The sequence below is a fragment of the Pantoea phytostimulans genome (genome assembly GCF_046118715.1).
Lineage (GTDB): Bacteria > Pseudomonadota > Gammaproteobacteria > Enterobacterales > Enterobacteriaceae > Pantoea > Pantoea phytostimulans.
Map to the genome: position 1 here is coordinate 338,684 of NZ_CP173699.1, position 22,939 is coordinate 361,622.

The 22,939-nt window shown below is 46.0% G+C and carries 24 protein-coding genes and 1 pseudogene; 15 read left to right on the top strand and 10 right to left on the bottom strand.

The genetic code is table 11. The annotated features are described in order from the left end of the window. Positions 1-256 precede the first annotated feature (256 nt). The 3 genes from ACF2G4_RS20090 to zinT all read left to right on the top strand — a co-directional run bounded on the left by ACF2G4_RS20090 (position 257) and on the right by zinT (position 2,511). The gene (locus ACF2G4_RS20090; protein WP_332626996.1) at positions 257-1,270 is read left to right on the top strand and encodes a substrate-binding domain-containing protein; all 1,014 of its coding nucleotides are present in this window, start codon (positions 257-259) and stop codon (positions 1,268-1,270) included. A 175-nt stretch (positions 1,271-1,445) separates the two neighbouring features. After that, the gene (locus ACF2G4_RS20095; RefSeq protein WP_243079168.1) at positions 1,446-1,631 is read left to right on the top strand and encodes a hypothetical protein; all 186 of its coding nucleotides are present in this window, start codon (positions 1,446-1,448) and stop codon (positions 1,629-1,631) included. Positions 1,632-1,836: 205 nt separating this feature from the next. After that, the gene (gene zinT / locus ACF2G4_RS20100) at positions 1,837-2,511 is read left to right on the top strand and encodes a metal-binding protein ZinT (RefSeq protein ID WP_409076045.1); all 675 of its coding nucleotides are present in this window, start codon (positions 1,837-1,839) and stop codon (positions 2,509-2,511) included. A 105-nt stretch (positions 2,512-2,616) separates the two neighbouring features. Here zinT and pqiB read toward each other — a convergent pair whose 3' ends face one another. Beyond that, on the bottom strand, positions 2,617-4,257 hold the full coding sequence (gene pqiB, locus ACF2G4_RS20105) for an intermembrane transport protein PqiB (RefSeq protein ID WP_409076046.1): 1,641 nt from the start codon (positions 4,255-4,257) through the stop codon (positions 2,617-2,619). A gap of 539 nt (positions 4,258-4,796) precedes the next feature. On the opposite strand from pqiB, the gene ACF2G4_RS20110 reads away from it, so the two are divergent. Together ACF2G4_RS20110 and ACF2G4_RS20115 are read left to right on the top strand one after the other, a co-directional pair. After that, entirely contained in the window at positions 4,797-5,120 is a 324-nt protein-coding gene (locus ACF2G4_RS20110) for a DUF3302 domain-containing protein (RefSeq protein WP_409076047.1), read from the top strand. Between the two features lie 4 nt (positions 5,121-5,124). Then, positions 5,125-6,261 (top strand): HlyD family secretion protein, encoded by a 1,137-nt coding sequence (locus ACF2G4_RS20115; protein WP_409076048.1) that lies wholly within the window; start codon positions 5,125-5,127, stop codon positions 6,259-6,261. Between the two features lie 306 nt (positions 6,262-6,567). Here the strand turns inward: ACF2G4_RS20115 and ACF2G4_RS20120 are convergent, their stop codons facing one another. From ACF2G4_RS20120 to ACF2G4_RS20145, 6 genes are read right to left on the bottom strand one after another with little or no spacing between them, the layout of a single operon-like run. Then, positions 6,568-7,032, bottom strand: a complete 465-nt coding sequence (locus ACF2G4_RS20120) for a tellurium resistance protein TerW (RefSeq protein WP_409076049.1) — start codon at positions 7,030-7,032, stop codon at positions 6,568-6,570. Positions 7,033-7,063: 31 nt separating this feature from the next. Continuing rightward, positions 7,064-8,005 carry an HpcH/HpaI aldolase/citrate lyase family protein gene (locus ACF2G4_RS20125; protein ID WP_243079163.1) on the bottom strand — a complete coding sequence of 314 codons (942 nt, stop codon included), beginning with the start codon at positions 8,003-8,005 and terminating at the stop codon, positions 7,064-7,066. A 1-nt stretch (position 8,006) separates the two neighbouring features. Further along, the gene (locus tag ACF2G4_RS20130; protein WP_409076050.1) at positions 8,007-9,092 is read right to left on the bottom strand and encodes a cysteine protease StiP family protein; all 1,086 of its coding nucleotides are present in this window, start codon (positions 9,090-9,092) and stop codon (positions 8,007-8,009) included. An 11-nt stretch (positions 9,093-9,103) separates the two neighbouring features. Further along, entirely contained in the window at positions 9,104-9,868 is a 765-nt protein-coding gene (locus ACF2G4_RS20135) for a hypothetical protein (protein WP_243079427.1), read from the bottom strand. Between the two features lie 4 nt (positions 9,869-9,872). Then, a complete protein-coding gene (locus ACF2G4_RS20140) occupies positions 9,873-11,009 on the bottom strand; it encodes a phosphoribosyltransferase domain-containing protein (protein ID WP_409076215.1) in 1,137 nt (378 codons plus the stop codon). After that, the gene (locus ACF2G4_RS20145) at positions 11,009-12,109 is read right to left on the bottom strand and encodes an ATP-grasp domain-containing protein (protein WP_409076051.1); all 1,101 of its coding nucleotides are present in this window, start codon (positions 12,107-12,109) and stop codon (positions 11,009-11,011) included. The genes ACF2G4_RS20140 and ACF2G4_RS20145 overlap by 1 nt, the downstream gene beginning before the upstream one ends. 307 nt (positions 12,110-12,416) lie before the next feature. Between ACF2G4_RS20145 and ACF2G4_RS20150 the strand changes: the two genes are divergently transcribed. The 6 genes from ACF2G4_RS20150 (at position 12,417) to ACF2G4_RS20175 (ending at position 17,024) form a co-directional block, all read left to right on the top strand. Beyond that, positions 12,417-13,001: a TerD family protein gene (locus ACF2G4_RS20150; RefSeq protein WP_243079426.1), complete on the top strand. Its 585-nt coding sequence runs from the start codon at positions 12,417-12,419 to the stop codon at positions 12,999-13,001. Continuing rightward, a complete protein-coding gene (locus ACF2G4_RS20155) occupies positions 13,001-14,182 on the top strand; it encodes a TerD family protein (protein ID WP_409076052.1) in 1,182 nt (393 codons plus the stop codon). Before ACF2G4_RS20150 ends, ACF2G4_RS20155 begins: the two co-directional genes overlap by 1 nt. A gap of 16 nt (positions 14,183-14,198) precedes the next feature. Continuing rightward, a complete protein-coding gene (locus ACF2G4_RS20160; RefSeq protein ID WP_243079159.1) occupies positions 14,199-14,654 on the top strand; it encodes a tellurite resistance TerB family protein in 456 nt (151 codons plus the stop codon). Between the two features lie 34 nt (positions 14,655-14,688). Beyond that, positions 14,689-15,732 (top strand): TerC/Alx family metal homeostasis membrane protein, encoded by a 1,044-nt coding sequence (locus tag ACF2G4_RS20165; protein WP_215848667.1) that lies wholly within the window; start codon positions 14,689-14,691, stop codon positions 15,730-15,732. Between the two features lie 58 nt (positions 15,733-15,790). After that, complete coding sequence (locus tag ACF2G4_RS20170) at positions 15,791-16,369, top strand: TerD family protein (RefSeq protein WP_215848668.1); 579 nt, start codon at positions 15,791-15,793, stop codon at positions 16,367-16,369. A 79-nt stretch (positions 16,370-16,448) separates the two neighbouring features. Next, positions 16,449-17,024 (top strand): TerD family protein, encoded by a 576-nt coding sequence (locus tag ACF2G4_RS20175; RefSeq protein WP_215848669.1) that lies wholly within the window; start codon positions 16,449-16,451, stop codon positions 17,022-17,024. A 223-nt stretch (positions 17,025-17,247) separates the two neighbouring features. Here the strand turns inward: ACF2G4_RS20175 and ACF2G4_RS20180 are convergent. Beyond that, a pseudogene (locus tag ACF2G4_RS20180) lies at positions 17,248-18,144 on the bottom strand (lipoate--protein ligase); the annotation flags it as partial. 417 nt (positions 18,145-18,561) lie between these two features. Here ACF2G4_RS20180 and ACF2G4_RS20185 point away from each other — a divergent pair. The 3 genes from ACF2G4_RS20185 to ACF2G4_RS20195 all read left to right on the top strand — a co-directional run bounded on the left by ACF2G4_RS20185 (position 18,562) and on the right by ACF2G4_RS20195 (position 20,566). After that, the gene (locus ACF2G4_RS20185) at positions 18,562-18,840 is read left to right on the top strand and encodes a hypothetical protein (protein WP_409076053.1); all 279 of its coding nucleotides are present in this window, start codon (positions 18,562-18,564) and stop codon (positions 18,838-18,840) included. Between the two features lie 613 nt (positions 18,841-19,453). Then, positions 19,454-19,993: an HNH endonuclease signature motif containing protein gene (locus ACF2G4_RS20190; protein ID WP_409076054.1), complete on the top strand. Its 540-nt coding sequence runs from the start codon at positions 19,454-19,456 to the stop codon at positions 19,991-19,993. Between the two features lie 93 nt (positions 19,994-20,086). Continuing rightward, the gene (locus tag ACF2G4_RS20195; RefSeq protein WP_409076055.1) at positions 20,087-20,566 is read left to right on the top strand and encodes a hypothetical protein; all 480 of its coding nucleotides are present in this window, start codon (positions 20,087-20,089) and stop codon (positions 20,564-20,566) included. 492 nt (positions 20,567-21,058) lie between these two features. On the opposite strand, the gene ACF2G4_RS20200 is transcribed toward ACF2G4_RS20195, so the two are convergent. Together ACF2G4_RS20200 and ACF2G4_RS20205 are read right to left on the bottom strand one after the other, a co-directional pair. Beyond that, entirely contained in the window at positions 21,059-21,799 is a 741-nt protein-coding gene (locus tag ACF2G4_RS20200; RefSeq protein ID WP_409076056.1) for a DUF2971 domain-containing protein, read from the bottom strand. Positions 21,800-22,153: 354 nt separating this feature from the next. Next, positions 22,154-22,663, bottom strand: a complete 510-nt coding sequence (locus tag ACF2G4_RS20205; RefSeq protein WP_409076057.1) for a hypothetical protein — start codon at positions 22,661-22,663, stop codon at positions 22,154-22,156. A gap of 58 nt (positions 22,664-22,721) precedes the next feature. Here ACF2G4_RS20205 and ACF2G4_RS20210 point away from each other — a divergent pair, with 58 nt between their 5' ends. Then, entirely contained in the window at positions 22,722-22,865 is a 144-nt protein-coding gene (locus tag ACF2G4_RS20210) for a hypothetical protein (protein ID WP_409076058.1), read from the top strand. Positions 22,866-22,939 lie beyond the last annotated feature (74 nt).

Sequence of the window (22,939 nt, forward strand, 5' to 3'; positions counted from 1 at the left end):
ATTAGACGGGAAAGCATTTCAGTGCGTGTCGGCATGACATTCGCGACTGAAAAACGCGAAGGAGAAAGCGGCTACGGGACATCAGGGGTCTGTTAACTGCGACAGGCTTCTCCCGCTATGACTTTTTCCATAACGTTTATTTGCCATTTAAATCACATTTAATTCACATCGACATTACATTTGCTCAATCGATGGAGCATGATTGTCACTATTGAAAATTAGTGTCAAGCTATCTAAAAAACAGAGATTGGGATTTGTGATTCAACGCAAACAAGTCAAGAAAACGACGATCTACGACCTGGCTGAACTGACCGGCGCATCTGCCAGCGCGGTCAGTTCTGTGCTCAACGGCAGCTGGAAGAAACGTCGTATCAGCGCAAAGCTGGCGGAAAAAATTACCCGCATTGCCGAAGAGCAGGGCTATGCACTAAACAAACCCGCCAGCCTGTTACGCAGTAAAAAGTCGAAAATTATCGGCATGATTGTGCCTAAATACGACAACCGCTATTTCGGATCGATTGTTGAGCGCTTCGAGTCCATGGCGCGCGAACGCGGGCTTTTTCCCATCATCACTTGCACCCAACGAGAACCTGCGCTGGAAGTCGAAGCCGCAAGCGCCATGCTCTCTTATCAGGTGGATTGGATGATCTCGACCGGCGCAACCGATCCCGACAAAATCACCGATATTTGTGCCCAGGCTGGCGTGCCAACGCTTAATCTGGATCTTCCCGGCAGACACGCGCCCTCAGTGATTTCAGATAACTATGGCGGCGCAAAAGAGCTGACGCATCGTATTTTTAAAAGCTGTGAGAGGCGTCTCGGTTCGGCGCAGTCGCTGGTGTTTGTGGGGGGCCGGCGGACAGATCACAACACCCTTGAACGTTTGCGCGGATTTACGGATGCCCACAAAGAATGGGGTTTAGAGGTGGCTGAATCGAGACTTCTGGCCTGCGGCTATGCGCCAGAAAAATCAGAACAGGCACTTAAAGAGTATGTCGGGCAGGGCGAACGTCCTATTGCAGGCTTGTTTGTTAACTCCACTATTTCGCTGGAAGGGGTAATGCGATGGATGCTGATGTCAGGCTATACCGGTGAAAAACAGCTGGCGATGGGCTGCTTTGACTGGGATCCTTTCGTCGCGCTATTAGGGTATGACATCGAAATGGTGCGGCAAGATGTACCGGCCATGTTAGACGCGATATTCAAGATTATTGATGCCGGTGCCACGGATAAACAGCTTATTGAAATTCCGCCCCTCTTTACCCGCTGAAGTCGCCAGAAGCCCGGTTTATGTTTACGCCGGGTTTGCACACAATCCTGCATTCATTAAGCCCCCACGCTCATTATCACGATTCGGACAGTTCTACGTGGTCAGAGGTCACACGAGTTGCTAAGTTTAGGTGCTAAACTTTTTACCCTTTTTCATCCTTAACCAGGAAAAGATAATGTCTACAAACGCACTTCTTACTGGCGTTATTGGAGAAGCCGTTTTGGAACTCATTGAAAGAAAAGAGCTGGTTGCTTCTGACAGCATCTTGAAGATGATCGAAAAAAAACGGAGTTTCTCGCAAAACCGCGCTCAACAACAGATTCTTGATTACGCCATCGAGTGGATAAAAAAGGGGGTGTAAAACTCTCCCGTTTTTATCGCCTCACGCGCTGCAAGTTTAGCCGCAGCTTTGTGCGCTGACTTGCTGCTTTATTATTGTCAGCACTTCCCCCGATATCCTTGTTTTTGAATGGGCTTATTACTTAGCTCAACACGTTGCGATTTTGCTGAGTCAGCAATGAAACTTCAGTTGATGCGTCAAATGTAATAATATAACATTACATTTCATGTTGCTCACTGAGGATTACGTTTTGGCACATAGCTTGGGTAAACTTGTATTGGCTCTGGGTACGCTTGTTTTAAGCAGTCAGGTTTTCGCTCATGCGCATCATTCACACGGTAAACCGTTGACTGAAGCTGAGCAAAAAGCGTCTGAAGGGATTTTTAGTAACGAAAGCGTGAAAGAGAGAAGCCTGACAGACTGGGATGGCATTTGGCAGTCTGTTTATCCTTTATTGCAGAGTGGCGAGCTGGATCCTGTCTTCAGAAAAAAAGCGGAAAAAGATACACGTAAAACATTTGAAGAGATAAAAGAGTATTACCGTAAAGGATACGCGACAGATATTGATACCATTGGTATTGAAAACGGCGTAATAGAGTTTCATCAAGGCGATAAGGTCAGTTCATGCAAATATGACAGTGCCGGTTACAAAATCCTCACTTATGCATCGGGCAATAAAGGCGTTCGCTATTTATTTGAGTGTAAAGAGCCCAACAGTAAAGCGCCTAAGTATGTGCAGTTCAGCGATCACACCATCGCTCCACGCAAGTCCGCGCACTACCATATTTTCATTGGCAACAGCTCTCAAGAGGCCCTGCTGAAAGAGATGGAAAGTTGGCCTACTTACTATCCTTACCAGTTAATGAATAAACAGGTTGTTGATGAAATGCTTCACCACTGATGTGGTAAAGGTGAATGTTTTATCGCGTTATTAACGTACACAGTCTTTCACGCCGCCTTTCAATTATAAAAGGCGGCGTGATTCATAGCGTTGACGCGTCGCCTGTTATTTGGCTCTTTTTGGCTGCGGATCTTGATTGCGTTCAGCTTCAAACACCAGCGCATTACTTTTGCTGTTGAGCTTTTTCAGTACCGGTTGTAATTCCCGCAGTACCTGATCCAGGCGCTGCATATCGCCGACTAACTTGTCATAGGCAGGGGAACCTTGTTGTAATCCTTTCATGCTACGTCCCAATTCACGCAGCGTTTGCTGCATCTCTTCAGGCAAGGTTTTCATGGCCGGGCTAGCAGTGAACTGATTGACATGCTTTAGTGATGTTTGCAGCTCGCGCAGTGTGCGCTGGCTCTCTTTCAAGGTACCTGTTGCCTCAGCCAGCACCGGGTTGAGTTGCAAGCCGTTAATTTTATCTAACGTGGCAACCAGTTTTTGTTGAATCTGATTCAGCCCGCTATTGGTGGTGGGAATGATCTCATATCCGGCAACTTCAACAGGGCCTTTATAAGGCGTCGCATTTTCATAGAAGTCTAAATCGATATAAAGCGCGCCGGAGATCAAATTCCCTGTTTTTAGCGTGGCACGCAGGCCGCGTTTTTTGCCCTCATGAAGTCGTTGTTCAAGATTGAAATTCTTGCCCATACCTTTGATAAAACGATCCGGTTCGATGCTGATCAGCACCGGAACCTGATAATTGGTGTGAAGATCTTGCGTCACGCCCGGCAAAAAGAAGGGTACCTGAGCCACGGTACCAAGGCGAATGCCGCGAAACTCCACCGGTGCGCCCGCTTGCAGACCGCGCACTGAATCGGTAAAGAACATCAGGAAATCGATGTGTTCGGTATAAAGGGAGTCCTGAATGCTGCGCTGATCGTCAAACAGATGGAATTCCGCTTTATTCTCTGCCGCTGCACCGGGTTGCCAGCCCTCCGGCACGTCAAAGCTTACGCCACCGCTGAGCAGGGTGGTCAGCGATCCCATTTCTACGCGCATCCCAGAAGCAGACATTTCTACGGCCACACCGCTGTCTTTCCAAAAGCGGGCGTTAGTTGTCACCAGCGCGTCATAAGGTGAATAGATAAATAACTGATAATTCATAAGGCGCTTATCGGTATCAAAGGCACTGGTTTCAACTGCGCCTACGCGATAGCCGCGAAATAAAACGGGATCGCCTGGATTGAGCTGTCCCGCTTTTTTGCTGTCGAGGGTGATATGAATGCCTTTGGCATTAGCGGGTGCCAGCGGAGGGGAATCTAATAAGGTGTATTGCGTTGGCTTTGCGCCGCTGGAACCCGGCTGTAATTCAATATAGGCACCGGATAATAACGTCCCGAGACCTGTCACGCCGCCGCGTCCCACTTGCGGTTTTACCACCCAAAATACGCTATTGCCGTGCAACAATCTTTCCATACCGGTTTGCAGACGCGCTTTGATTTCAACGTGATGAAGATCCTCACTCAATACTGCGCTTTCAACCAAACCGATGTTGATGCTGCGACTCTTGATCGTGGTTTTTCCCTCTTCTATTCCTTCAGCATTCGCTGTGATCAGCGTGACTTCCGGCCCTTGACGGCTGTAGTGATAATATAAAATCCATCCGCCAATCAATAAGGTCACGCCGGGGATAATCCAGACCGGTGACCAGCGTTTTATTTTATCAATTTTGGCAATGCCATCACTATTTGCCTTCAAGACACGCCTCCTTAAGGCTGCTTTTTTAGAGACATGATTACAGCGATAAATAAATATTCCGCAAAGGTGACTAAATGAAACGCAATTAAATTAATGAGTTGCAATAGTTGAATTTACTTTAGATGAGGCGCGGCTTTCTTTAGCATCTATTTTAACTCTGTCATTATAGTTAATCTCTGCCGGAAGCCAGACGATTGCTGTTAACAGGTTGATGATAAATATCAAAATTGGGCTGAAAACTTAAAAGGTAAGTGGGCCAATAAACGTAAATTTTCCTTATGTCTCTTCATGTCATTTTTAACCATAAAAACGCATTTGCATGAATGAACGTTATGCTTAATTAAGATGTTTGTCTCGTTTAATCGGTGCGGGGTTTAATTTTATTTACATGAAGTTAAAGAGTCGGGCGTAGCTTCATTGCTTAACTGAAAATAATTTAATTTGTCGGTGCTGTATGGGGCGGGCATTTTTCGATAGGCGTATTTTGTAAATAAATAACGTCTACATTTAAGTAACTAAGTATTTTATTCGAGGCGGGTATGTTTCTTAACTACTTTGCGCTAGGCGTTCTGGTGGTTGTTTTTCTGATCATCTTTTATGGAATTATCATTCTTCATGATATTCCCTACCTGATTGCTAAATCGCGTAATCATCCCCATGCCGATGCTATTCACGTTGCGGGCTGGGTTAGCTTGTTTACCTTGCATGTCATTTGGCCCTTTTTGTGGATTTGGGCCACTCTTTATCGGGCGGATCGTGGCTGGGGAATGCAAAAACAAGAGGCGTCACTGGAACAACTGCAGCAGCGGGTGGCGGAACTGGAGCACAAATTAAGCGGTATCAAGGCGCGTTCACGGGAGTAACCCTATGGATTTACTCATTATCCTCACCTATGTTGCTTTCGCCTGGGCTGTCTTCAAAATATTCAAAATCCCGGTAAATAAATGGACAATACCCACTGCCGCATTAGGGGGTGTTTTTCTGGTTAGCGCACTGATCTTGTTGATGAATTATAACCATCCTTACACCGCGTTGGCGCAAAAGGCGGTAATTGCTATACCTGTCACGCCTCAGGTGACAGGGATCGTTACGCAAGTCACTGATAAACAAAACGTGCGAATCAGCAAAGGCGAAATGCTGTTTAGTTTAGATCGAACCCGTTTTCAGGCCAGAGTCGACAGGCTCAAGGCCGATCTGATGACGGCTGTTCATAACATACAAGCGTTAAAAGGCCAGCTAGAAGAAGCCATCGCGAATACTTCACACGTTTCGGCTGAAAGAGACCGCTTATTCAAAGATTACCAGCGCTATGTGGCGGGAAGTAAAGCCAAGGTAAACCCTTTTTCTGAAAGAGATATTGATAATGCGCGTCAGGATTTCTTAGCGCAGGATGCCTTGGTGAAAGGCTCGGTGGCGGAGCAGGGCCAGATTAAAAGTCAGTTGGAGAGCGTGGTCAACGGAGAGCAATCGCAAATTGTCAGCCTGCGGTCCCAGTTGACCGAAGCGCAATATAATTTGGAACAAACAGTGGTTCGCGCCCCAAGTGACGGCTATGTCACACAGGTATTGATTCGGCCCGGAACCTATGCGGCAGCGCTTCCTCTGCGTCCGGTAATGATTTTTATACCGGAGCAAAAACGGCTGATCATTGCGCAGTTCAGGCAAAATTCGCTGCTGCGCTTAAAGGCAGACGATGAAGCTGAAGTTGTTTTTAATGCATTACCGGGTCAGGTTTTTTCCGGCAAGCTTGTTAGCGTATTACCGGTGGTGCCGGGCGGTACTTATCAGGCTCAGGGTGTACTGCAATCGTTGAATATCGTGCCCGGCTCTGACGGGGTCCTGACGGTGATTGAATTAGATCCAAACCATGATGTAGACGCGCTCCCCGATGGAATATTTGCGCAAGTGGCTGTTTATTCCGATCACTTTAGCCATGTTTCCGTTATGCGAAAGGTTTTGCTGCGCATGACCAGCTGGATGCATTATCTCTATCTTGATCATTAATGATAGAGACCCGTTATCCTTCAAGCTTCACTTGTTCACTCCTTTCATTGACCACGGTAAGCTGCGTGGGACTTACCTGCTTGTCGTCTTTATGAAACTCGAATAATTAGGGTATATGCACGTAATAAATGATATGCCTTCATATTAAATAGCATGAAAGACGGCGTGCTCAGCGCTGAGTGAGACGAATACAGAATGAGCCATAGAGAGTGATTTATATTTAGCGACGGGGATAAAGAGAGAAAAAAACTATTCTCTAAAAAAATAAACGGCCCTAAAGCCGTTTGTTGTATTGTATGGACCCGCTTATTTCTTGGTTTTCGCTGCACCGAGGCAGCGGGCAAGGTAATTATCTACCAGCCACTCCACCACTTGGCTACGATTCATGCCTTCTTTATTGCCATAAGATTCTATTTTGCGTATCACGGACAAACGCAAAGATAATGAAACAGGTTTTTTTGCCTCTTTGTCCAAAATAACAGAAGAGGTGCTACCAATAGGGGCCGATTTCTCATAAACAGCCAGCGCTTCACGCGTATAACGCACCACTTTTGGGGTAATGTCGCCCAGTGTGGTGAGTTGATACTTGTTGGTGCTCTTCAGGAAGCGTACTTCAGCTTTATATTCATCCCGTAAATTTCGCAAATCGCGGTTAAAAGTGGGTTCGGAACAATCCAGTTCCTTGATAAGCGTCTCCTTACCTACTGGCTTTCCGGTATGCAATAAGACAATCAGCTTAAATTGTCTGTATTGTTTTGCGCTCAGGGACATTTCACACCATTTCTCAAAAGACGCTCACGGTTTACTGGCGTGAGGCGTAAAGGACATTGTTAAACTGCTTAGCGATGCCGCAATATTTTGACCGCTCCAGCACATTGACAGCCCAGCTGCGATGGGTGGCAGGTTCGCACATTGCTCCCTGAGACTTAAACACCGCCTGGGTAGAGTTGAGGATACGTAACGCGTCTTCATACTCGTCAGGTTGAACCTCAAGCGCGCGGTGAATAACATCTAAATGGGTAGGATGGATGGCAGTTTTACCCACAAGCCCATGCGCAATATCAAGTGTGAGTTCACGTTGCAGTAACTCAACATTGTCTATTTGCTCACAGACGGGGGCGGTCAAAGCAAATCCACGTGATGCAAAGACGGCTACCAGCATTTTCACTACATATCCCATCGGGCCATCGTAAAGTGTCATATTTCGCGGATGGCGCAATGAGATAACACTCATAAGATCGTTACCGCCAATTCGTAATGCAATGATGCGGGCACGACAAGCGTGTTTTGTGAGTTCGTTTGCCAGCGCTGTCATGGCATTCACATCAAACACATCCTGTGTTTCTAAGGTAGGCATCATATGCAGATCAGTACCGGAGATGATGTCCCACCAGCAGGATAAATTAGCCAAGGTAAACTTCGGTAAAACAAACCCGTCGATGCCTTCAAGCGAGTGATCGCTGATCAGCTTTGCGGCCATTGTTTCATTACGTGGGCGAATAAAAACCAGCGGACGCCTCTGTTCTTGTGGTTCTGACGCGGTGCAGGCTAATTCAGCCAAAAGCTGGTGTAAATTCTGTAACGCATACTCAACTTCTGAATCGCTCACGGCATCTTCAAGACAGACGACCAGCGAGCGCAGCTCAGGAATTTTATCGTTGAGGATGATATCAGCCAGATCTGTGCGAGTCGCTGGCATATAAAGCGTGGCACCCAGCATGTAGGGTGAAAGAGCTGTTTTCATCTCAGGCCACCTTTTTGATAATAGTCACAGCCCTGTATTGATCGAGCGCGTCGCCGACTTCCATGATTTCAATCCCTTTTTTCTCAGCAAGATAGACCAGCAGAGAAACATCAGGATCAGATTTATGTCTCACCAAGACATAATCGGGGACACGTCTGAGCACGGCGCGCGTCGCTTCAGCGATGCCGGGTTTAATGCGATTAATCGAACTTATTTCAAATTGCGCGGCAAGATTTGCAACCACTTGCTGGCTCCGTTTCCGCTGTTCTGCCTGTTGTGTGAAGAGGGGAGAGGCGGGTTTGATTTCGGCAATACTGAGCCGTCGACGCCATGCGTCCACCGCATCTACCAGCATCACACTGCATTCAAATTCTTTTAAATGATCGCAGTGAACGCAGCCGTGATAACCCTGCTCAGTCCAAATCGAACGGGAAACCAAACCCGATACGGGCGCACCCATAATGCCGAACGGAATTAACCAGTCATCGTCTGATGCAGCAAGCCAGGCACAACCGGCCGGATCAGCCAAAACCACCAGCCTTGGGCTTTCAGGGTAATCCGGACGACCTGCAAGGCTTTGAATCAGCTGACCCGTGATTGCGCCTTTACCGGTCCAGCCATCAACAAACACGATGTTTTCCGCACCATGTCGGCGTTCAATGTAATTGAGTGCTTCAGTGTCGATACCCCGGTCGCGGATGATACTGATGCCATAATGGTGCGATTCAACACCCATATCCTGCAGCGCACGCTGTAACATCACACCAAGTGGCACGCCAGCGCGAACCAGGCTGACCAGCACAATGGCTTTATCGCGCAATTCAGTAGCAAGCCCTTTCGCCAGCATCACAACTTCGCGGGCCAAACGTGGCCCTTCGATATCAAGCGCTTTATGAAAAAGTTCCAGATGCTGCTCTGTTGGCGCAGGTTCCTGGCTCAACATATCGGAGTAGTGTTTCTGTCCAGACTGGATCAGTAGCTCCTTCTCCTCAACCGGTGTCATTTCAATCTCAACTGGCGTCAAAAGAAATTCAATGTCTGAAGGAGAGTATGAGCCGCTAAAGTGGCTTTCTTTTTGAATTGTCATGCCCACTTCTCCTAAAACAGCTTTTGTTGAATGGCTTCGGAAAACTGGCTACGCGATGGCATGCCGAACCAGTGACAATGCTTCATGAAGGTGTAATCACTCAAGCTGTCTCCCAGCCCCATCACTGGGAAAGCGCCACGATCGCTACGCAGTTTTTTCAACAGCCAGTCCACCGCTAATCCTTTTTGGATACAAAGCGGAAGCCAGGCAACATTGTTGCCGTTCTGGTGAATATAGAAATCGGAGGTATCCAGCACTGCCATCATCTGCTGGTTAAATCGGTAAAGCTCTTCAATGCGGGTGCTGTCGCGATGTTTCATCACGAAATAGACCGACGTGCCGTCATATTCATGATTCATGCGACACCAGGCATCAATGCCACTCTGCTCAAGTGCATCGCTGATTTGCTGGCGGTAATTGATCAAACGTTTCTGTAAAGGCCCAAGATTGCTCAGCACGTGCGCAGCCCATTCAGGATCAAGGCTGCCATCCGGGCGGGTGATCACCGCACCGTGAGTCATGACTTTCCAGGAGGTAAACGGCACCGCAACGCGGCTTGTCTCCTCTGTTCCGCGAGCAGTAACCGGGATCAATTCAGCGGTGGCCATCATCCAATCCACCAGCATCGCTTGCTCTTGCGACATGAAGCTTCGCGGCTCCATTTGTCGATCAAATGCCCCTACGCGAACCGGCTCCTGATGTGTTTCATCTTTCATTTTACGCAGCGTTTGAAACAGCGTGTCATCCAGATCGCAAAGTACAACCGGCAGATTCACAGGCTTATTCATAAGTCAGCACCTCAACGTGTGGTGCAACGTTTGCGAGCTGCTTAAGCAGCGCAGGGCAAACCGTTTCAGCCGGGGTTTCAACACAGACAATAATGCGATCAAATTTTTGATGAGCCACGTTGTAGACGTAATTAGGAATGCCAAGCCCATAATTATCACTGAAGGCGATCACGGACTCGATAGCCATTCCTGTTGCAATCGGAGAACGCGTTAGCGAACTGAAGCGGACATCTGAACCCTGCTGCTCAAGTCTCTCTGCCAGCAGAAAGGGTTGCCAGACAAACTCACCCGATCCCAACACCAGCACTTTTTCACCTGGTTCAGCCACAATATGGGTACCAATACGGCATTCGGTTTCATCCATACCGAGACGGCCCCAATCCTGATACGGAGAAAGGCGAGAAGTACCTGATGCGGTGACATTGACAGAAGGCATGACCGGAACAGGCGCGTCAGGGCGCGGGGTCCAACTCCAGCGACCTTTAACCAAGGCGACTTCATCGACGGGCAAAGGGCTACGGTTCGCAATGTCACCGTTGCTCCAGTCGGTTATCGTCACCGTCACCACCCGTTCAACTTCATCAAGGCCAGCTTCACGCAAAGCCTGCAAAAGGTTGAGGAAGGTGTTACCGGTTGTCGCTTCGTCATCAACAAGCACCAGTGTTCGGGCGTTAAGCGCCCGGCTGCGCAGTTCAGCATCTTCTGGTTGATAGATCAGGTGATCCGTTGCGTGGCTGTGATTCTCTTTGAATTCACAAAGCAGTTCACCTGACACTGGGTGGCGCGTGCTGGTAAGAAAGACCGGTTGAGCCAGTTGCTTTTTGGCTTCCTGGAAAACGCCTGCGGCAAGGCCAACCGCGGTTTCAGCCATCCCAATAAAGAGCACTGGCTCGGGTAAATCCTGCGGAATCTGTGCGGCTAACTGGCAATAGGTTTGGCGCATGGTCGCAGGGGCAATCGGGATATGACGACCCAGCACTTTGCTTACAAAGAGAAAGGCCCGCTTAGGGTTTTTACGCTCCGCTACGCCAAAGAGTGACGTGAGCGGAAGTGTGTCATGGGTGACAACAGACAGCGTGCCGCCAGCCATTTCAAAGCCAGCGGTTTGGGGAGGATTATTAGTCATTATTATATGCTCTCAGTTTTCGCCGAAATCTCATGAATGATGTTGACCGTGCAGGCCGGAATCGGCTTAACAGCATGGGTCGGTGTAACCTGAACGCGGGTGAAGCGGGCTGCGTGAACAGCAATGTCGTGCTCATTGATAAGATCGAGCTGACGTAACGCAAAAATACCGGGAAGATTCACCCCAGAATGAAGCGTGAAGCCAATTCCCCCCGAAGGGCGCAGGTTAGCCTCAAGCAAGACAGGTTCACCGCTGTCATTGGTTCGCGTCTGAACATTGATAAGTCCATCTGCTTTCATGGTCTGCGCACATTGGCAAGCAAGGTCAAAAGCCGCGCCGCTGTTTTCCAGCGTCTGAACCGATCCACTTTTACTGCGTGATACGGCCAAAAGTACGTTTCCCTTCTCAACCAGCATGTCCACTGAACATTCGGGTGAAGAGAGGAAAGGCATAACGATTTGCTTCGGCAGGCTTTCACCTGCGGCTTCGGCCATTTTCAACGTATTGATCAAGACCGAAGGATGAACGATGCGTGAATCCGGGTGATTTAAAATCTGCATAATTGGCGCGGTTTTCTTAAGGATCCAGAACCCCATGCCGTATATACCCCTTACGGGTTTAATACAGGGAAGCTTACCCGCGTGTTCCAAACGGGAAAGGGCTGCCAAAACTTCTTCAGATGACGCGACAACCTCTGAAGGCACAGCAGCAAGGCCTTGCGCAAGCATCTGCTCACTGAACGCAGCTTTATCATCGGCCAGTAAAAAGGTTGCTGGATGACTGGCACCGGTGATTAAACGCACGCCCAACGCTTCGATTTCCTGTCGCAACCCTTCATACAGCGCGCCGCGTTTGCCCGCATGAATGGCAACAACGTTGTGTTTCTCGATCACCGCTTTCATGAACGGGATCAGCGCGTCGGGATTCTCTGGCTCAATGTAAGCATGGTCAGCTTCAGAGAGTATTTCCGGGCGGTGAGATCGATGCGAAGCTACCGTGACAAAGTTATATCCACCTGCCGCACGCATTTCACTCACTGCATTCAAGATATCTTTTTGCGAAGACACGCCTTCCATAAACCATACGGATTTGGTTTTGACCATTTTTTTTGAGCCCTGAAAAGTTTGCCGGAGGACGAGAAAATGCAGTGTAAGCACCCGCTTAAAATAATTCAATCATAACATGATATTATTGACTATAATTTGAACAGGCTCTGTTTTGGTATAGTATTTTTTGTAATTCAAAACGGTAATTTTGATTATTTGTCTTTAAAAACATGTAAATAATAACTTTACAATATCATACGATGATTTTTATGTTGTAGGGAAAAATCTCATGTTATGATTGCCGGGCTTTCAAATTGATCGCCTTTTTTTACTGCAGCAAAACACCAATCAGTAAGGAGATATGATGGTATCTTTAAGTAAGAATCAGACGATTTCGCTGGCTAAATCCAGCAGCGCAATTTCCCAAATTCAGTTCGGCCTCGGCTGGGATCCTGCCAAGAAAAAGGGATTTCTGGGTGGGCTTCTGGGTGGAAACAGCTCAAGCATCGATCTTGACGCAAGCTGCATTCTTCTCGACAGCGCCGGTAACGTTCTGGACACCGTCTGGTTTCGCCAACTGAGTTCAAAAGAGGGTTCCATCCGCCACAGTGGTGACAACCGCACCGGTGAAGGCGATGGCGATGACGAAGTCATCAGCGCGGATCTCTCTCGCTTGCCGTCTAACGTTGAACATCTGGTATTGACCGTTAACAGCTTTACCGGTCAGACCTTCAAAGATGTTGATAATGCATTCTGTCGCGTGGTCGATCAGCAAGGTAAAGAACTTGCCCGCTACAAACTGGCTGAGCAAGGCTCACATACAGCCGTAGTGATCGCGTCTCTACGCCGCAGCGGCGGAGAGTGGAATTTCACTGCACACGGAAACATCTCCCGTGGCAGCACCATTAACGACATGATCCCCGACATCAAAGCCGCGGTAGGTTGCTAATGAACCTGACGCCAGGGGGCAATGCCCCCGTTCCTAATCAATCGCTGGTGGTTCGTGTCTCTTCCGGCATACCGGTCGATGTTTCATCATTCCGACTTCACGAAAACGGAAAAGTACGCGGTGATGCGGATATGGTTTTTTATGGCCAGCGTGAGAATGACGATAAAACCATTCGTCTCTCCTCTTCTGGTAACGAAACCATGTTCACGGTGAACGTGCCCCAGCTGCGTCAGGACGTGCAAAAAGTCGCTTTTACGGTGACGTGTGAGGCAGGTAAAACTGTCGCACAACTTCAGCGTCTCACGATTCAGGTCGAATCAGTCGGCAATGTCTTGCTGACCTGCGACGTCGATGTTGCGGGACGTAGCGAAGCCGCATTGATTTTGGGTGAGCTTTATCGCCGTAACAACGAATGGAAATTCCGCTTCGTTTCGCAAGGCTTCAACGGAGGTCTGCAACCGCTTGCTGAGCACTTTGGTATTGATGTGGCTGATGAGGCATCACCGGCTCAGGCTCCTACGCCAGCGCCAGCGCCAGCGCCAGCGCCAGCACCAGCACCAGCGGTGAATCTGAGCAAAGTCAGCCTGACTAAAGAAAAGCCCGCCATCAGCCTGAAAAAGAAAGATGATTACGGTCTGATCCGCATCAACCTGAACTGGAATAAACGCTCCAGCGAGCCCAGCAAAAAAGGCTTTTTCAGCGGCGTGTTCAATAACAATAAAGGCATCGATCTCGATCTTGCCGCCTATGTTGAACTTGCCGATGGGCAGCGCACCATTATTCAGGCGCTGGGTAATAACTTCGGCAATTTAGACGGTTCGCCCTATGTAAAATTGCAGGGTGACGATCGCACCGGTGCTGTCAGCGACGGGGAATGGATCCACATCAACGGCGCTGAGTGGAAAAACGTGCGTGAGGTGTTGGTGTTCGCCTTTATTTTTGAAGGTGTACCAAGCTGGGAAAACACAGATGGCATCGTCACGATGCATGTGCCTGGCCAGCCACCTATCGAGACGTTGCTGACCGAAGGCAATAATCGCCAAACCATGTGCGCCATTGCGCGCCTGGTCAACGAATCCGGTGCAATCCGCGTTGAACGCATCAATCGCTATTTTGGTGGTCATCAGGATATGGATCAGGCTTTCGGCTGGGGATTCCGCTGGAAGTCAGGCTCTAAGTAACTAAGAGGGTATTTTAATGAGCTTTTTCAACAAGCTGAAAGAGAGTTTTAACTCTGGCCGCGCCGAACTGACCAAGCAGGTTGGCCGCTATAAGAACCGCGCTTTCCTTGAAGGTACGGTAGCCGTATGTGCCCGAATTGCGATAGCAAGCGACGGCGTCAGCCCGGAAGAAAAACAGAAAATGATCGGTTTCCTGCGTGAGTCGCCAGAGCTGAGCATCTTCGATACCACGGAAGTCATCGACTTTTTCAACAAGCTGGTTACCTCTTTCAGTTTCGATATCGAAATTGGCAAAGGCGAAACCATGAAGTACATCCTTGCGTTAAAAAACAAGCCCGAGCAGGCGCAACTTGCTGTCCGCGTGGGCATTGCTGTGGCTAAAAGCGATGGCGACTTTGATGAAACCGAAAAAACCAACGCGCGCGAAATCATTGAAGCCCTGGGCTTCAAGACCAGCGAATTTGGTCTGTAACGGTTACTGATTTTCAATCCCTGGAGTTAAATGCATGCAATCCACCCACATTGGCTTTCCGATTGAGACGGTAGCAGTATTCCTGCTGTTGTCTGTCGGTGCCATTTTTATTGACCTGTTCATGCACCGTCATGACAAGCCAATCTCATTGAAAAGCGCGGCCGCATGGTCTGTTTTCTGGATATTTATGGCGCTGGCCTTTGCGGGCTTCCTGTACATTCATCACGGCCCCGAAGTCGCTAGCCTGTTTGTTACCGGTTACGCCCTTGAGAAGGTGCTGTCCGTTGATAACCTGTTCGTGATGATGGCTATCTTCTCCTGGTTTGCTATCCCCGATCGCTACCGCCATCGCGTGCTTTATTGGGGCATCATCGGTGCAATCGTCTTCCGTGGCGTGTTCGTTGCCATCGGTACCGGTCTGCTGGCGTTAGGCCCGTGGGTGGAAGTTGTGTTTGCCATCATTGTAGGCTGGACAGCAGTAATGATGCTTAAAGGTGGCGGTAACGATGATGAGATCGAAGATTACTCTCAGCACCTCGCCTACCGTATGGTGAAACGTTTTTATCCTATCTGGCCGAAACTCAAAGGCAATGCGTTTGTCATAAGCCAGAAGGAAGTGGATGAAGAGCTGGCAAAACCTGAGAACGCAGATGTTCAAATAGGTCGTGTGGCCAAAGCAGCCCGCTATGCAACACCAATGCTGTTGTGTCTGGCTGTCGTTGAACTTTCAGATGTTATGTTTGCTTTCGACTCGGTACCGGCGGTGATCGCGGTAAGCCGTGAGCCATTGATTGTTTACAGTGCGATGATGTTCGCCATTCTGGGGCTTCGTACCCTGTACTTCGTGCTTGAAGGCCTGAAGCAGTATCTGGTGCATTTGGAAAAAGCCGTTATTGTTCTGCTGTTCTTTATTGCAGTGAAACTGGGCTTGAATGCAACAGAACACTTCTTCCATCACGGCTATTCGATCGGCGCAACCGCCAGTCTGTATGTCGTCATGGGCGTACTGGCGTTGGGTATCATTGCAAGTCTGCTTTTCCCAGGAAAAGAAGAAGAGAAAGAAGAAGGGCGCGAGTAAGTCGCGCCTCTAACAGAAGCATACGCAGTATGCACAATGAATTGATGAGGAAAACAACATGGCAGTGACTCTCTCTAAAGGCGGAAACGTCTCTCTGGCAAAAGTCGATCCTTCACTGAAAAACGTGAAAATCGGCCTCGGCTGGGATACCCGTTCCACTGATGGTCAGGATTTCGACCTTGATGCTTCCGCATTCCTGTTAACTGATGCGGGCAAAGTCCGCGGCGATCAGGACTTCATTTTCTATAACAACTTACGTTCTTCTGACGGCTCAGTGACCCACACCGGCGACAACCGTACCGGTGAAGGCGACGGCGATGACGAATCACTGATCATCGAACTGAATAAAGTCCCGGCTGAAGTGACCAAAGTCGTGTTTGTTGTGACCATCCATGACGCCACCACGCGCCGTCAATCTTTTGGTCAGGTTGCTAACGCCTTCATCCGTTTGGTCAATAACGACACCAACGTTGAAGCCGCACGCTATGACCTGTCTGAAGATGCGAGCACCGAAACCGCAATGCTGTTTGGTGAGCTTTACCGCCACAACGGTGACTGGAAGTTCCGCGCGGTAGGCCAAGGTTATGCCGGTGGTCTGGCTTCTGTCTGTGCTCAATATGGTATTAACGCATCCTAACATTAGGGTGTTTTAAGCAGTTAAATCCTGCCCGGAGAGTGACTCCGGGCCTAAGTGAAAAGCAAAGAGGAATAACACAATGGCAGTGAATCTCTCGAAAGGCGGTAACGTTAACCTGTCCAAAGAAGCCCCAACCATGACCAAAGCGATCGCGGGTCTTGGCTGGGATGCTCGTGTGACTGACGGACAGGCATTCGACCTCGATGCATCAGTATTTCTGGTCGGTGATGACGGTAAAGTACTGTCCGATCAACACTTCGTGTTCTTCAACAACGCGACCAGCCCAGATGGCTCAGTTGCGCACCAAGGCGACAACCGCACCGGTGAAGGCGAAGGCGATGATGAGCAGGTTAAAATTGCACTGAACAACGTCCCTGCAGAAGTGAAGAAAGCGGTTTTTGCCGTCACTATTTATGATGCAGAAACGCGTAAGCAGAACTTCGGTATGGTTTCCAATGCCTATATCCGCATTGTTAACGAAGACAACAACGCCGAAATCGCGCGTTATGACCTCTCTGAAGACGCCAGCACTGAAACGGCAATGGTGTTTGGCGAACTCTATCGCCACAACGGTGAGTGGAAATTTAAAGCGGTTGGTCAAGGTTTTGCGGGTGGCTTGTCAGCACTGGCATCACAGCACGGTGTCTCTGTTTAAGTCATCTTTTGTATCAGGCCCTGTCCAATAGGACAGGGCTTTTTTATATCTACATCCTGCAAAAGTGGATTCTGCGTTAAACAGACAACCGGCCTCAGGGCCGGTTTTTTATGTTTATAAGGGAAGCTATTTTTTAGAATCCTTTGATAAATCGCATAGCATTGCGTTCCAAAAACACTGCATATTATTGTTTTTAAACATACTAACAGTGAAGAGTAAGGTTTTAACTCACACTTTCAATTAGCCACGCTTCCAGCTGATCAAGTTCATTGTGTTGTTCTGGAAACTCAGCTTTTAATTGCAGCATCTGTTCGGATAAAGCGTCTCGACGATACATCACGCCTTGTAGCCGCACCGCCAGCGTTTCAAGCGGCGTAGGATTGAGGCTATCGGAAAATATCTGGCACCGACTGACAACCCCACGTTCCACATCAAAGTGAATTTCCACGCCGCCCCAGCTAAAACGCGTATCTAACAAATGAGAAAAGTTCGGGGCGTTGCCAAAATTCCATTCCCAGCTGCTTTGTTTGGCGAACTGCTGTTCAAAACCAGGCAAGTCAGGCAATGCATCGGGTGAAATATATTCGGGTGCGCATTGCTCACCAAAATGTTCAAAATAGGCATCAATGATGGAGGAACAGATCTGTTCATAACTGATGCCGGGCGCCAACTCCTCAAGGTTCGCTACGCGAGAGCGTACAGAAGTGATGCCTTTGGCCTGTAATTTTTTGATATCAGGATTAAGGTAATCCGCCAGGCGCGAAAGATCGGCATTCATCAAAATTGTGCCATGGTGAAAACCGCGATCGGGGGTTTCACGATAGGCAGAACCTGAAATTTTACGCATCCCATCCAGTGTGTTAACCACTAAATCGTTACGACCAGAGGCTTCCGCAGGCACACCCAGCGTTGTCAAAGCACGTAAAATGATGGCGGTAGAAACGCTTTTATCGTACTCCGGCTTGCCCGCCATAAAAGTAAAACAGCAGTTACCCAAATCGTGAAACACCGCGCCCCCGCCGCTGCTGCGACGCGCTAGCTTGATATTGTCTTCCGCCATTCGTCGGGTGTTGCACTCTTTCCACGGATTATGCGAGCGACCAATCACCACGGTCATAGCAACCAAATCACACATGATAATGAATATCATTTATATTGGTTTGTCTGCTTCGCTTATTGATTTTGAGCAAAGATAAAAGAGTGGAGTACGCTTCAGAAAACCAAGCTCTCATTAGTTTTTTACAAAGGATATTCGAGTTAAGGTGATTTCTAATAAGTCTTTTTTAGCAGTAAAAGAGACTAATTGCACTTTTAGATAGTAGCTTTTTGATAAATCATTTCCAGTACTTATTACCTTTTAGATAAAGTCTGAACTGTTGAAAGAAATATCGACTTATTTTAATTTTGATATTCTGAAAATAGTTGCAACTTTTCTTGATCTAGGCTTATTCGAGCCTGTAGGATGTTTTCACCGCAACGAACGGAGACGCGAAAATGAGATGAGTTAAATTTTAATTAAGACCAACAGGAAATGAAAATGACAAACCAATTTATTAATGCCAACCCTATAGCTTTGATTCATCCTGAAGATTTTGAAAGTTATTATGAAGAATTATCAGAACTTCAACCCGGTGACTCAGTAGAAATTAGTACTGATCAGGGAAAACTTTGGGTGATTATCACTAAGGTTAGGGGGGAAGAATTCAAAGGTACAGTTAATAGCTATCTCTCAATGATTGACCTAGATATAGGAGATGAAGTAAGTTTCAAGGTGTCTAACATCTTCGACTATACACAATCATTTGCGAATCAATAACTTCCTCTTTTATTAAATAAAAAGTAAATAACTATATAAAGAGAGGTGTTAACTATGTTCGACTATCTAATTACAGCATTATTTCTAATAATGGCATTTTACCTAATGATTAAGTGGCCTATTACCTTCTTTACTATCTTTAGCACCTTCGTAGTGTTAGTTATAGTAGCGAAAATACTAAAGCGTTTAGGCTGTCTGAACTCAGATGATAGTGAGGAAGATGATAAATAAAGTACCAGTTAGATTTGTGAAACGATAAATAATAACATGGTATAATATAATATATACAAAGGTTGGTCACTGCCTAAACGTGACAAAATTATAACCTCCAATCTTTTTAACCCCTAAATCTTTAGGGGTTTTTCTCTTATTGGATTTTTACGGAAATTATTACAAATGAAAAAGGAAAAGAAAAATAACGTTGCGACAGTACGGTTCACCGACACGCAGCACGATTTCTTACAGAAGCTAATAGCAGATGGGAAAGCCACAAGTACGGCACAAGCTCTACAGTACTTGATTAACGCAGCAATGATAAAAGGGGCTTGATCATTCCACCTTAGAGAATGATTAGAACAGGCAGGAAGCCAATACAAGTAAATGGAATTACGAAATGGAACAAAACTATCAAAATATTACCCTACAAGGTTGTGAGGGTTATCAAGTCAATCAATTAGGTCAGGTACGCAACGCTAAAACAGGACGCGTACTAACAGCTACAATTCGAAGTGGTGGATACTATGCGGTTAACATTCGTGGGAAAGCATACCACATACATGAAATAGTATGTGTAACGTACCACGGACAGAAACCCAGTACTGATCACCAGGTTGATCACATTGACCGTGATGAATTGAATAACCATTCAAGTAACCTAAGATGGGTAACTAAAGAAGAGAACAGAGCGAACAAAGATAAGCCTACAGAGTACCGTAAACATTTAACTTATTCAGAATGGGTTGAAATAATTGAGTACTTCAAATCAGGCGATTATTCGAAGAATGCCATATCAAAAATTGTAGGTGTCAGTCGCTGTAGTATTATCAATATTTTATATGGTAAGACATACAGTAAATGGTTTAACTCATACCTAAGCGAATCAGACCGCGTACTTATTCAGTACTCGCATAGCAAATGGGGGCATAACAACTAATAAAAAAAGCCCGGTAAATGTCACGGTACCGGGCTTTAACTATAAGGAAATTACATATGAAAACTATAACTATAATCTTCAAGGGTATTTATCATGGTAAATAAGGAACGGACTCACGACAACACAGCAGTACAGGCAGCATTACGCAACCTATCAACAGTGGGTGCTCTATCAGACGAAGCAAAAACAGTGCTACGCAATTTAATTCAGAATGCTACATATCTTGGCAAAAACAGAGTAGATGAATCGGACGTATACGCGATTGTGCGTAACAGTGATGAAATCAGTTTAGAGGAAACCCGGCGGTGCTTGTACGTTGCGAGGGGAGGTCTGGAGAGCAATACACCATCAAGTAGATCTTCTATCGAAAAGTACAAACGCATAGCTTTAGAGGTGTCTACGGGGTTTCAGGAACTCATAGCGAGCGGTACACCAATGTCATTCACTGCTAAGTTAAAGCCTAAACATCACATGAATGAAGAACAGAAGTTGATGATGGTTGAGTTAATCAACGCAGGAACAGCTACGCAAGAACTTATCGACTTACTCGCAGAAATGAAGAAAGGAAAATGATTAGCGTAATGGGAGAATACGCTAATTATAACTTGTTGATTTAATTGCTATTGATTAGCGTATTTTTTAGTGTGCTAATACGCTAATGGTGATTCAATACGTTATTTTAACTATTGTAACTAGCTGTTTTATAGGTTTTTTGGACGGTTAATGTACGATTAAACCATTAGCGTAACTTAATATAATATAACCCATACCCATTAACTTTAAGTATATCTGACTTACTGACAATTTAGTCTCAGAGAGCCTAACTTCGCTTTGCTCGTTAGTCTCTACAAAACTCAATGGTTAGATCAGAACTCGCGTTTTCTCGGCAGTAAACTACCTCAAAGAACGCCGTATTCGTTGCTCGCTTTGCTCGGACACTCATTAGTACTTAATAAGGAACAACTGGCACAAAGTAATTTGCAAGTAATCGACGAGTTGAGCCACGCCGCACCAGTCCAATACGCCAGTCGGTAAGAACATGAACCCGCCGATTGCCAACTCGAGCTACAAAATGATCATTTTATAAGTTTCATAATCAATGCCTAGTTGGACATATTCAGCAGAACCTCCTGTATCATTATTCATACAGTTGATTATTTCTTTCAACTCTTCGCGATTCTCAGATGAGATTTGTATACCTCCATACACTTTACCTATTTGGATTCTATCAAATTTAACGACACCATCTTTTCCTTGAACATCTCTTACTTCTTGTTCGTATTCCCAGTGTTTAGTCTTGTGGAATAGTATGTCATATGATTGTACTGCTCCATCTACTCTTGGCATATCCCCTTCATGATAGTATTCAACTTTACGCGGATGAATCTTTTTGTATTCATTGTTGGTGTGCGTTTCAATAGGAAGATCATCTGTAGGTTTGAACTCTATAACAACACCCATATGTTGAGAGGCATAGTGATACCACATGGGTGGATTGAAGGGATCTAAACTAAAACACGTTACGCCTAAATTTGAGCAAGCCATTTCTCTAAGTAAACCTTGCTGTAGAATAGGAACCATATTAATACTTCTGCTTGCATGGTCTGAATCAATATCCTGATTACCATATTGTTTAAAAGATGCTTGTACATCTTTTATAAGTTGCTCTGGGGTGTAAACTGGATTACAGTCAAATGGGTCATTAAAATTAAGGGGGTTGTTATAATAGACTGTACCTCCCGTTAATATTCTCTTTGCAATATCAATGGAACCATATTTATAAAATGAGAAGTCTGTTCTACTCATGTCTTTAACCTTTATGCTGAGATTGGGATTTTTAATTATTTTTATATCTAAAGTAATTCTTTAAATGTTGACCGGAGCTCAAGTATAAATTAACCGCATCGATAGTTTGATCGTATGTAGTACTCTCTTGTGGATTATATAGTTTTCTTTGAAAGGACACTAATTTTTTAACCAAAAATTCAATATCTTGATAGCATGGTGGGGAAGATGGTTTGACTGGATCGTGAAAATTTATAAAATCATTATCAATTCTGGGGCTAAAATCAGGACGCTCTCTACTCATGATCTCTGATAAGTAAATTACAATATTATGTATATCTGTAAATAGCCGATCTCCAATATTCAACGCATTAATTATTTGTTTTTTTTGTGAGGTAAAATCTCCCATCCATAAGTTTCAATGTTTGTCATGGTTCTAATTATTTCATTTTTTAAGCGACGATTTTCTTTCAATCGTTTTTCTAAATCATTTAGATCGACTAGCAGAGTCTGTGGAAGGTAGCTCTGTTCATCTTCATCTTGAAAAACTCCCGGGCCTCCTGCTATATACGATGGTACTTCAATATCAAGTAAGTTAATAGAAGATAAATTAAGATTGTATTTATATTTTGGAATTAGATCCAATTGAAGGATCTTTATCTGTTCATAACCATCTTTCTTAATTACATCGGTGAAATAATCTTTAGCAAAAACAAATGCTCTATACGCAGCATAAGCCATAATAATATTGCATGAAGCACTAACCCAATCCGATAAGTTACCTATATCTTTTTTGGATGCTGCACCGATCACAAGCCACAATGAAAGTACTAAAAGTACTGTTATTGCTAATTTAACAAAGACGTCATAAAGCTTAAGAATCATGGTCTTATCCCTTAACCCAAAACATGATAAATACCATAAAATTCAGAGGAATAACACTATGAAAATCGATAAATTCACAATAGGCCGTTTTGGGCTTACCAATACTGATGGAACAATTCGGTACTTCATCGATGGTGAGGAAGTACAGTTTGCGGAACTTGAATATGGTTCGCCAGAGCGGATAACTATAGAAGTACTCTGAGAGAAGTACGATCATGAATGCCGTGATAATGGTTTGAAGTGGGAATGACTTAGTTGAGATTTTTTTGGGATATG

Bases quoted from the DNA above. Each gene is read 5' to 3' on its own strand.
- ACF2G4_RS20110 (WP_409076047.1), top strand. From the start codon at position 4,797: ATGTTTCTTAACTACTTTGCGCTAGGCGTTCTGGTGGTTGTTTTTCTG.
- zinT (WP_409076045.1), top strand. From the start codon at position 1,837: ATGTTGCTCACTGAGGATTACGTTTTGGCACATAGCTTGGGTAAACTT.
- ACF2G4_RS20200 (WP_409076056.1), bottom strand. From the start codon at position 21,799: ATGAGTAGAACAGACTTCTCATTTTATAAATATGGTTCCATTGATATT.
- ACF2G4_RS20210 (WP_409076058.1), top strand. From the start codon at position 22,722: ATGAAAATCGATAAATTCACAATAGGCCGTTTTGGGCTTACCAATACT.
- ACF2G4_RS20120 (WP_409076049.1), bottom strand. From the start codon at position 7,032: ATGTCCCTGAGCGCAAAACAATACAGACAATTTAAGCTGATTGTCTTA.
- ACF2G4_RS20195 (WP_409076055.1), top strand. From the start codon at position 20,087: ATGGTAAATAAGGAACGGACTCACGACAACACAGCAGTACAGGCAGCA.
- ACF2G4_RS20155 (WP_409076052.1), top strand. From the start codon at position 13,001: ATGAACCTGACGCCAGGGGGCAATGCCCCCGTTCCTAATCAATCGCTG.
- ACF2G4_RS20175 (WP_215848669.1), top strand. From the start codon at position 16,449: ATGGCAGTGAATCTCTCGAAAGGCGGTAACGTTAACCTGTCCAAAGAA.
- ACF2G4_RS20115 (WP_409076048.1), top strand. From the start codon at position 5,125: ATGGATTTACTCATTATCCTCACCTATGTTGCTTTCGCCTGGGCTGTC.
- ACF2G4_RS20130 (WP_409076050.1), bottom strand. From the start codon at position 9,092: ATGACAATTCAAAAAGAAAGCCACTTTAGCGGCTCATACTCTCCTTCA.
- ACF2G4_RS20160 (WP_243079159.1), top strand. From the start codon at position 14,199: ATGAGCTTTTTCAACAAGCTGAAAGAGAGTTTTAACTCTGGCCGCGCC.
- ACF2G4_RS20165 (WP_215848667.1), top strand. From the start codon at position 14,689: ATGCAATCCACCCACATTGGCTTTCCGATTGAGACGGTAGCAGTATTC.
- ACF2G4_RS20095 (WP_243079168.1), top strand. From the start codon at position 1,446: ATGTCTACAAACGCACTTCTTACTGGCGTTATTGGAGAAGCCGTTTTG.
- ACF2G4_RS20150 (WP_243079426.1), top strand. From the start codon at position 12,417: ATGGTATCTTTAAGTAAGAATCAGACGATTTCGCTGGCTAAATCCAGC.
- ACF2G4_RS20185 (WP_409076053.1), top strand. From the start codon at position 18,562: ATGACAAACCAATTTATTAATGCCAACCCTATAGCTTTGATTCATCCT.
- ACF2G4_RS20205 (WP_409076057.1), bottom strand. From the start codon at position 22,663: ATGATTCTTAAGCTTTATGACGTCTTTGTTAAATTAGCAATAACAGTA.
- ACF2G4_RS20145 (WP_409076051.1), bottom strand. From the start codon at position 12,109: ATGGTCAAAACCAAATCCGTATGGTTTATGGAAGGCGTGTCTTCGCAA.
- ACF2G4_RS20170 (WP_215848668.1), top strand. From the start codon at position 15,791: ATGGCAGTGACTCTCTCTAAAGGCGGAAACGTCTCTCTGGCAAAAGTC.
- ACF2G4_RS20125 (WP_243079163.1), bottom strand. From the start codon at position 8,005: ATGAAAACAGCTCTTTCACCCTACATGCTGGGTGCCACGCTTTATATG.
- ACF2G4_RS20190 (WP_409076054.1), top strand. From the start codon at position 19,454: ATGGAACAAAACTATCAAAATATTACCCTACAAGGTTGTGAGGGTTAT.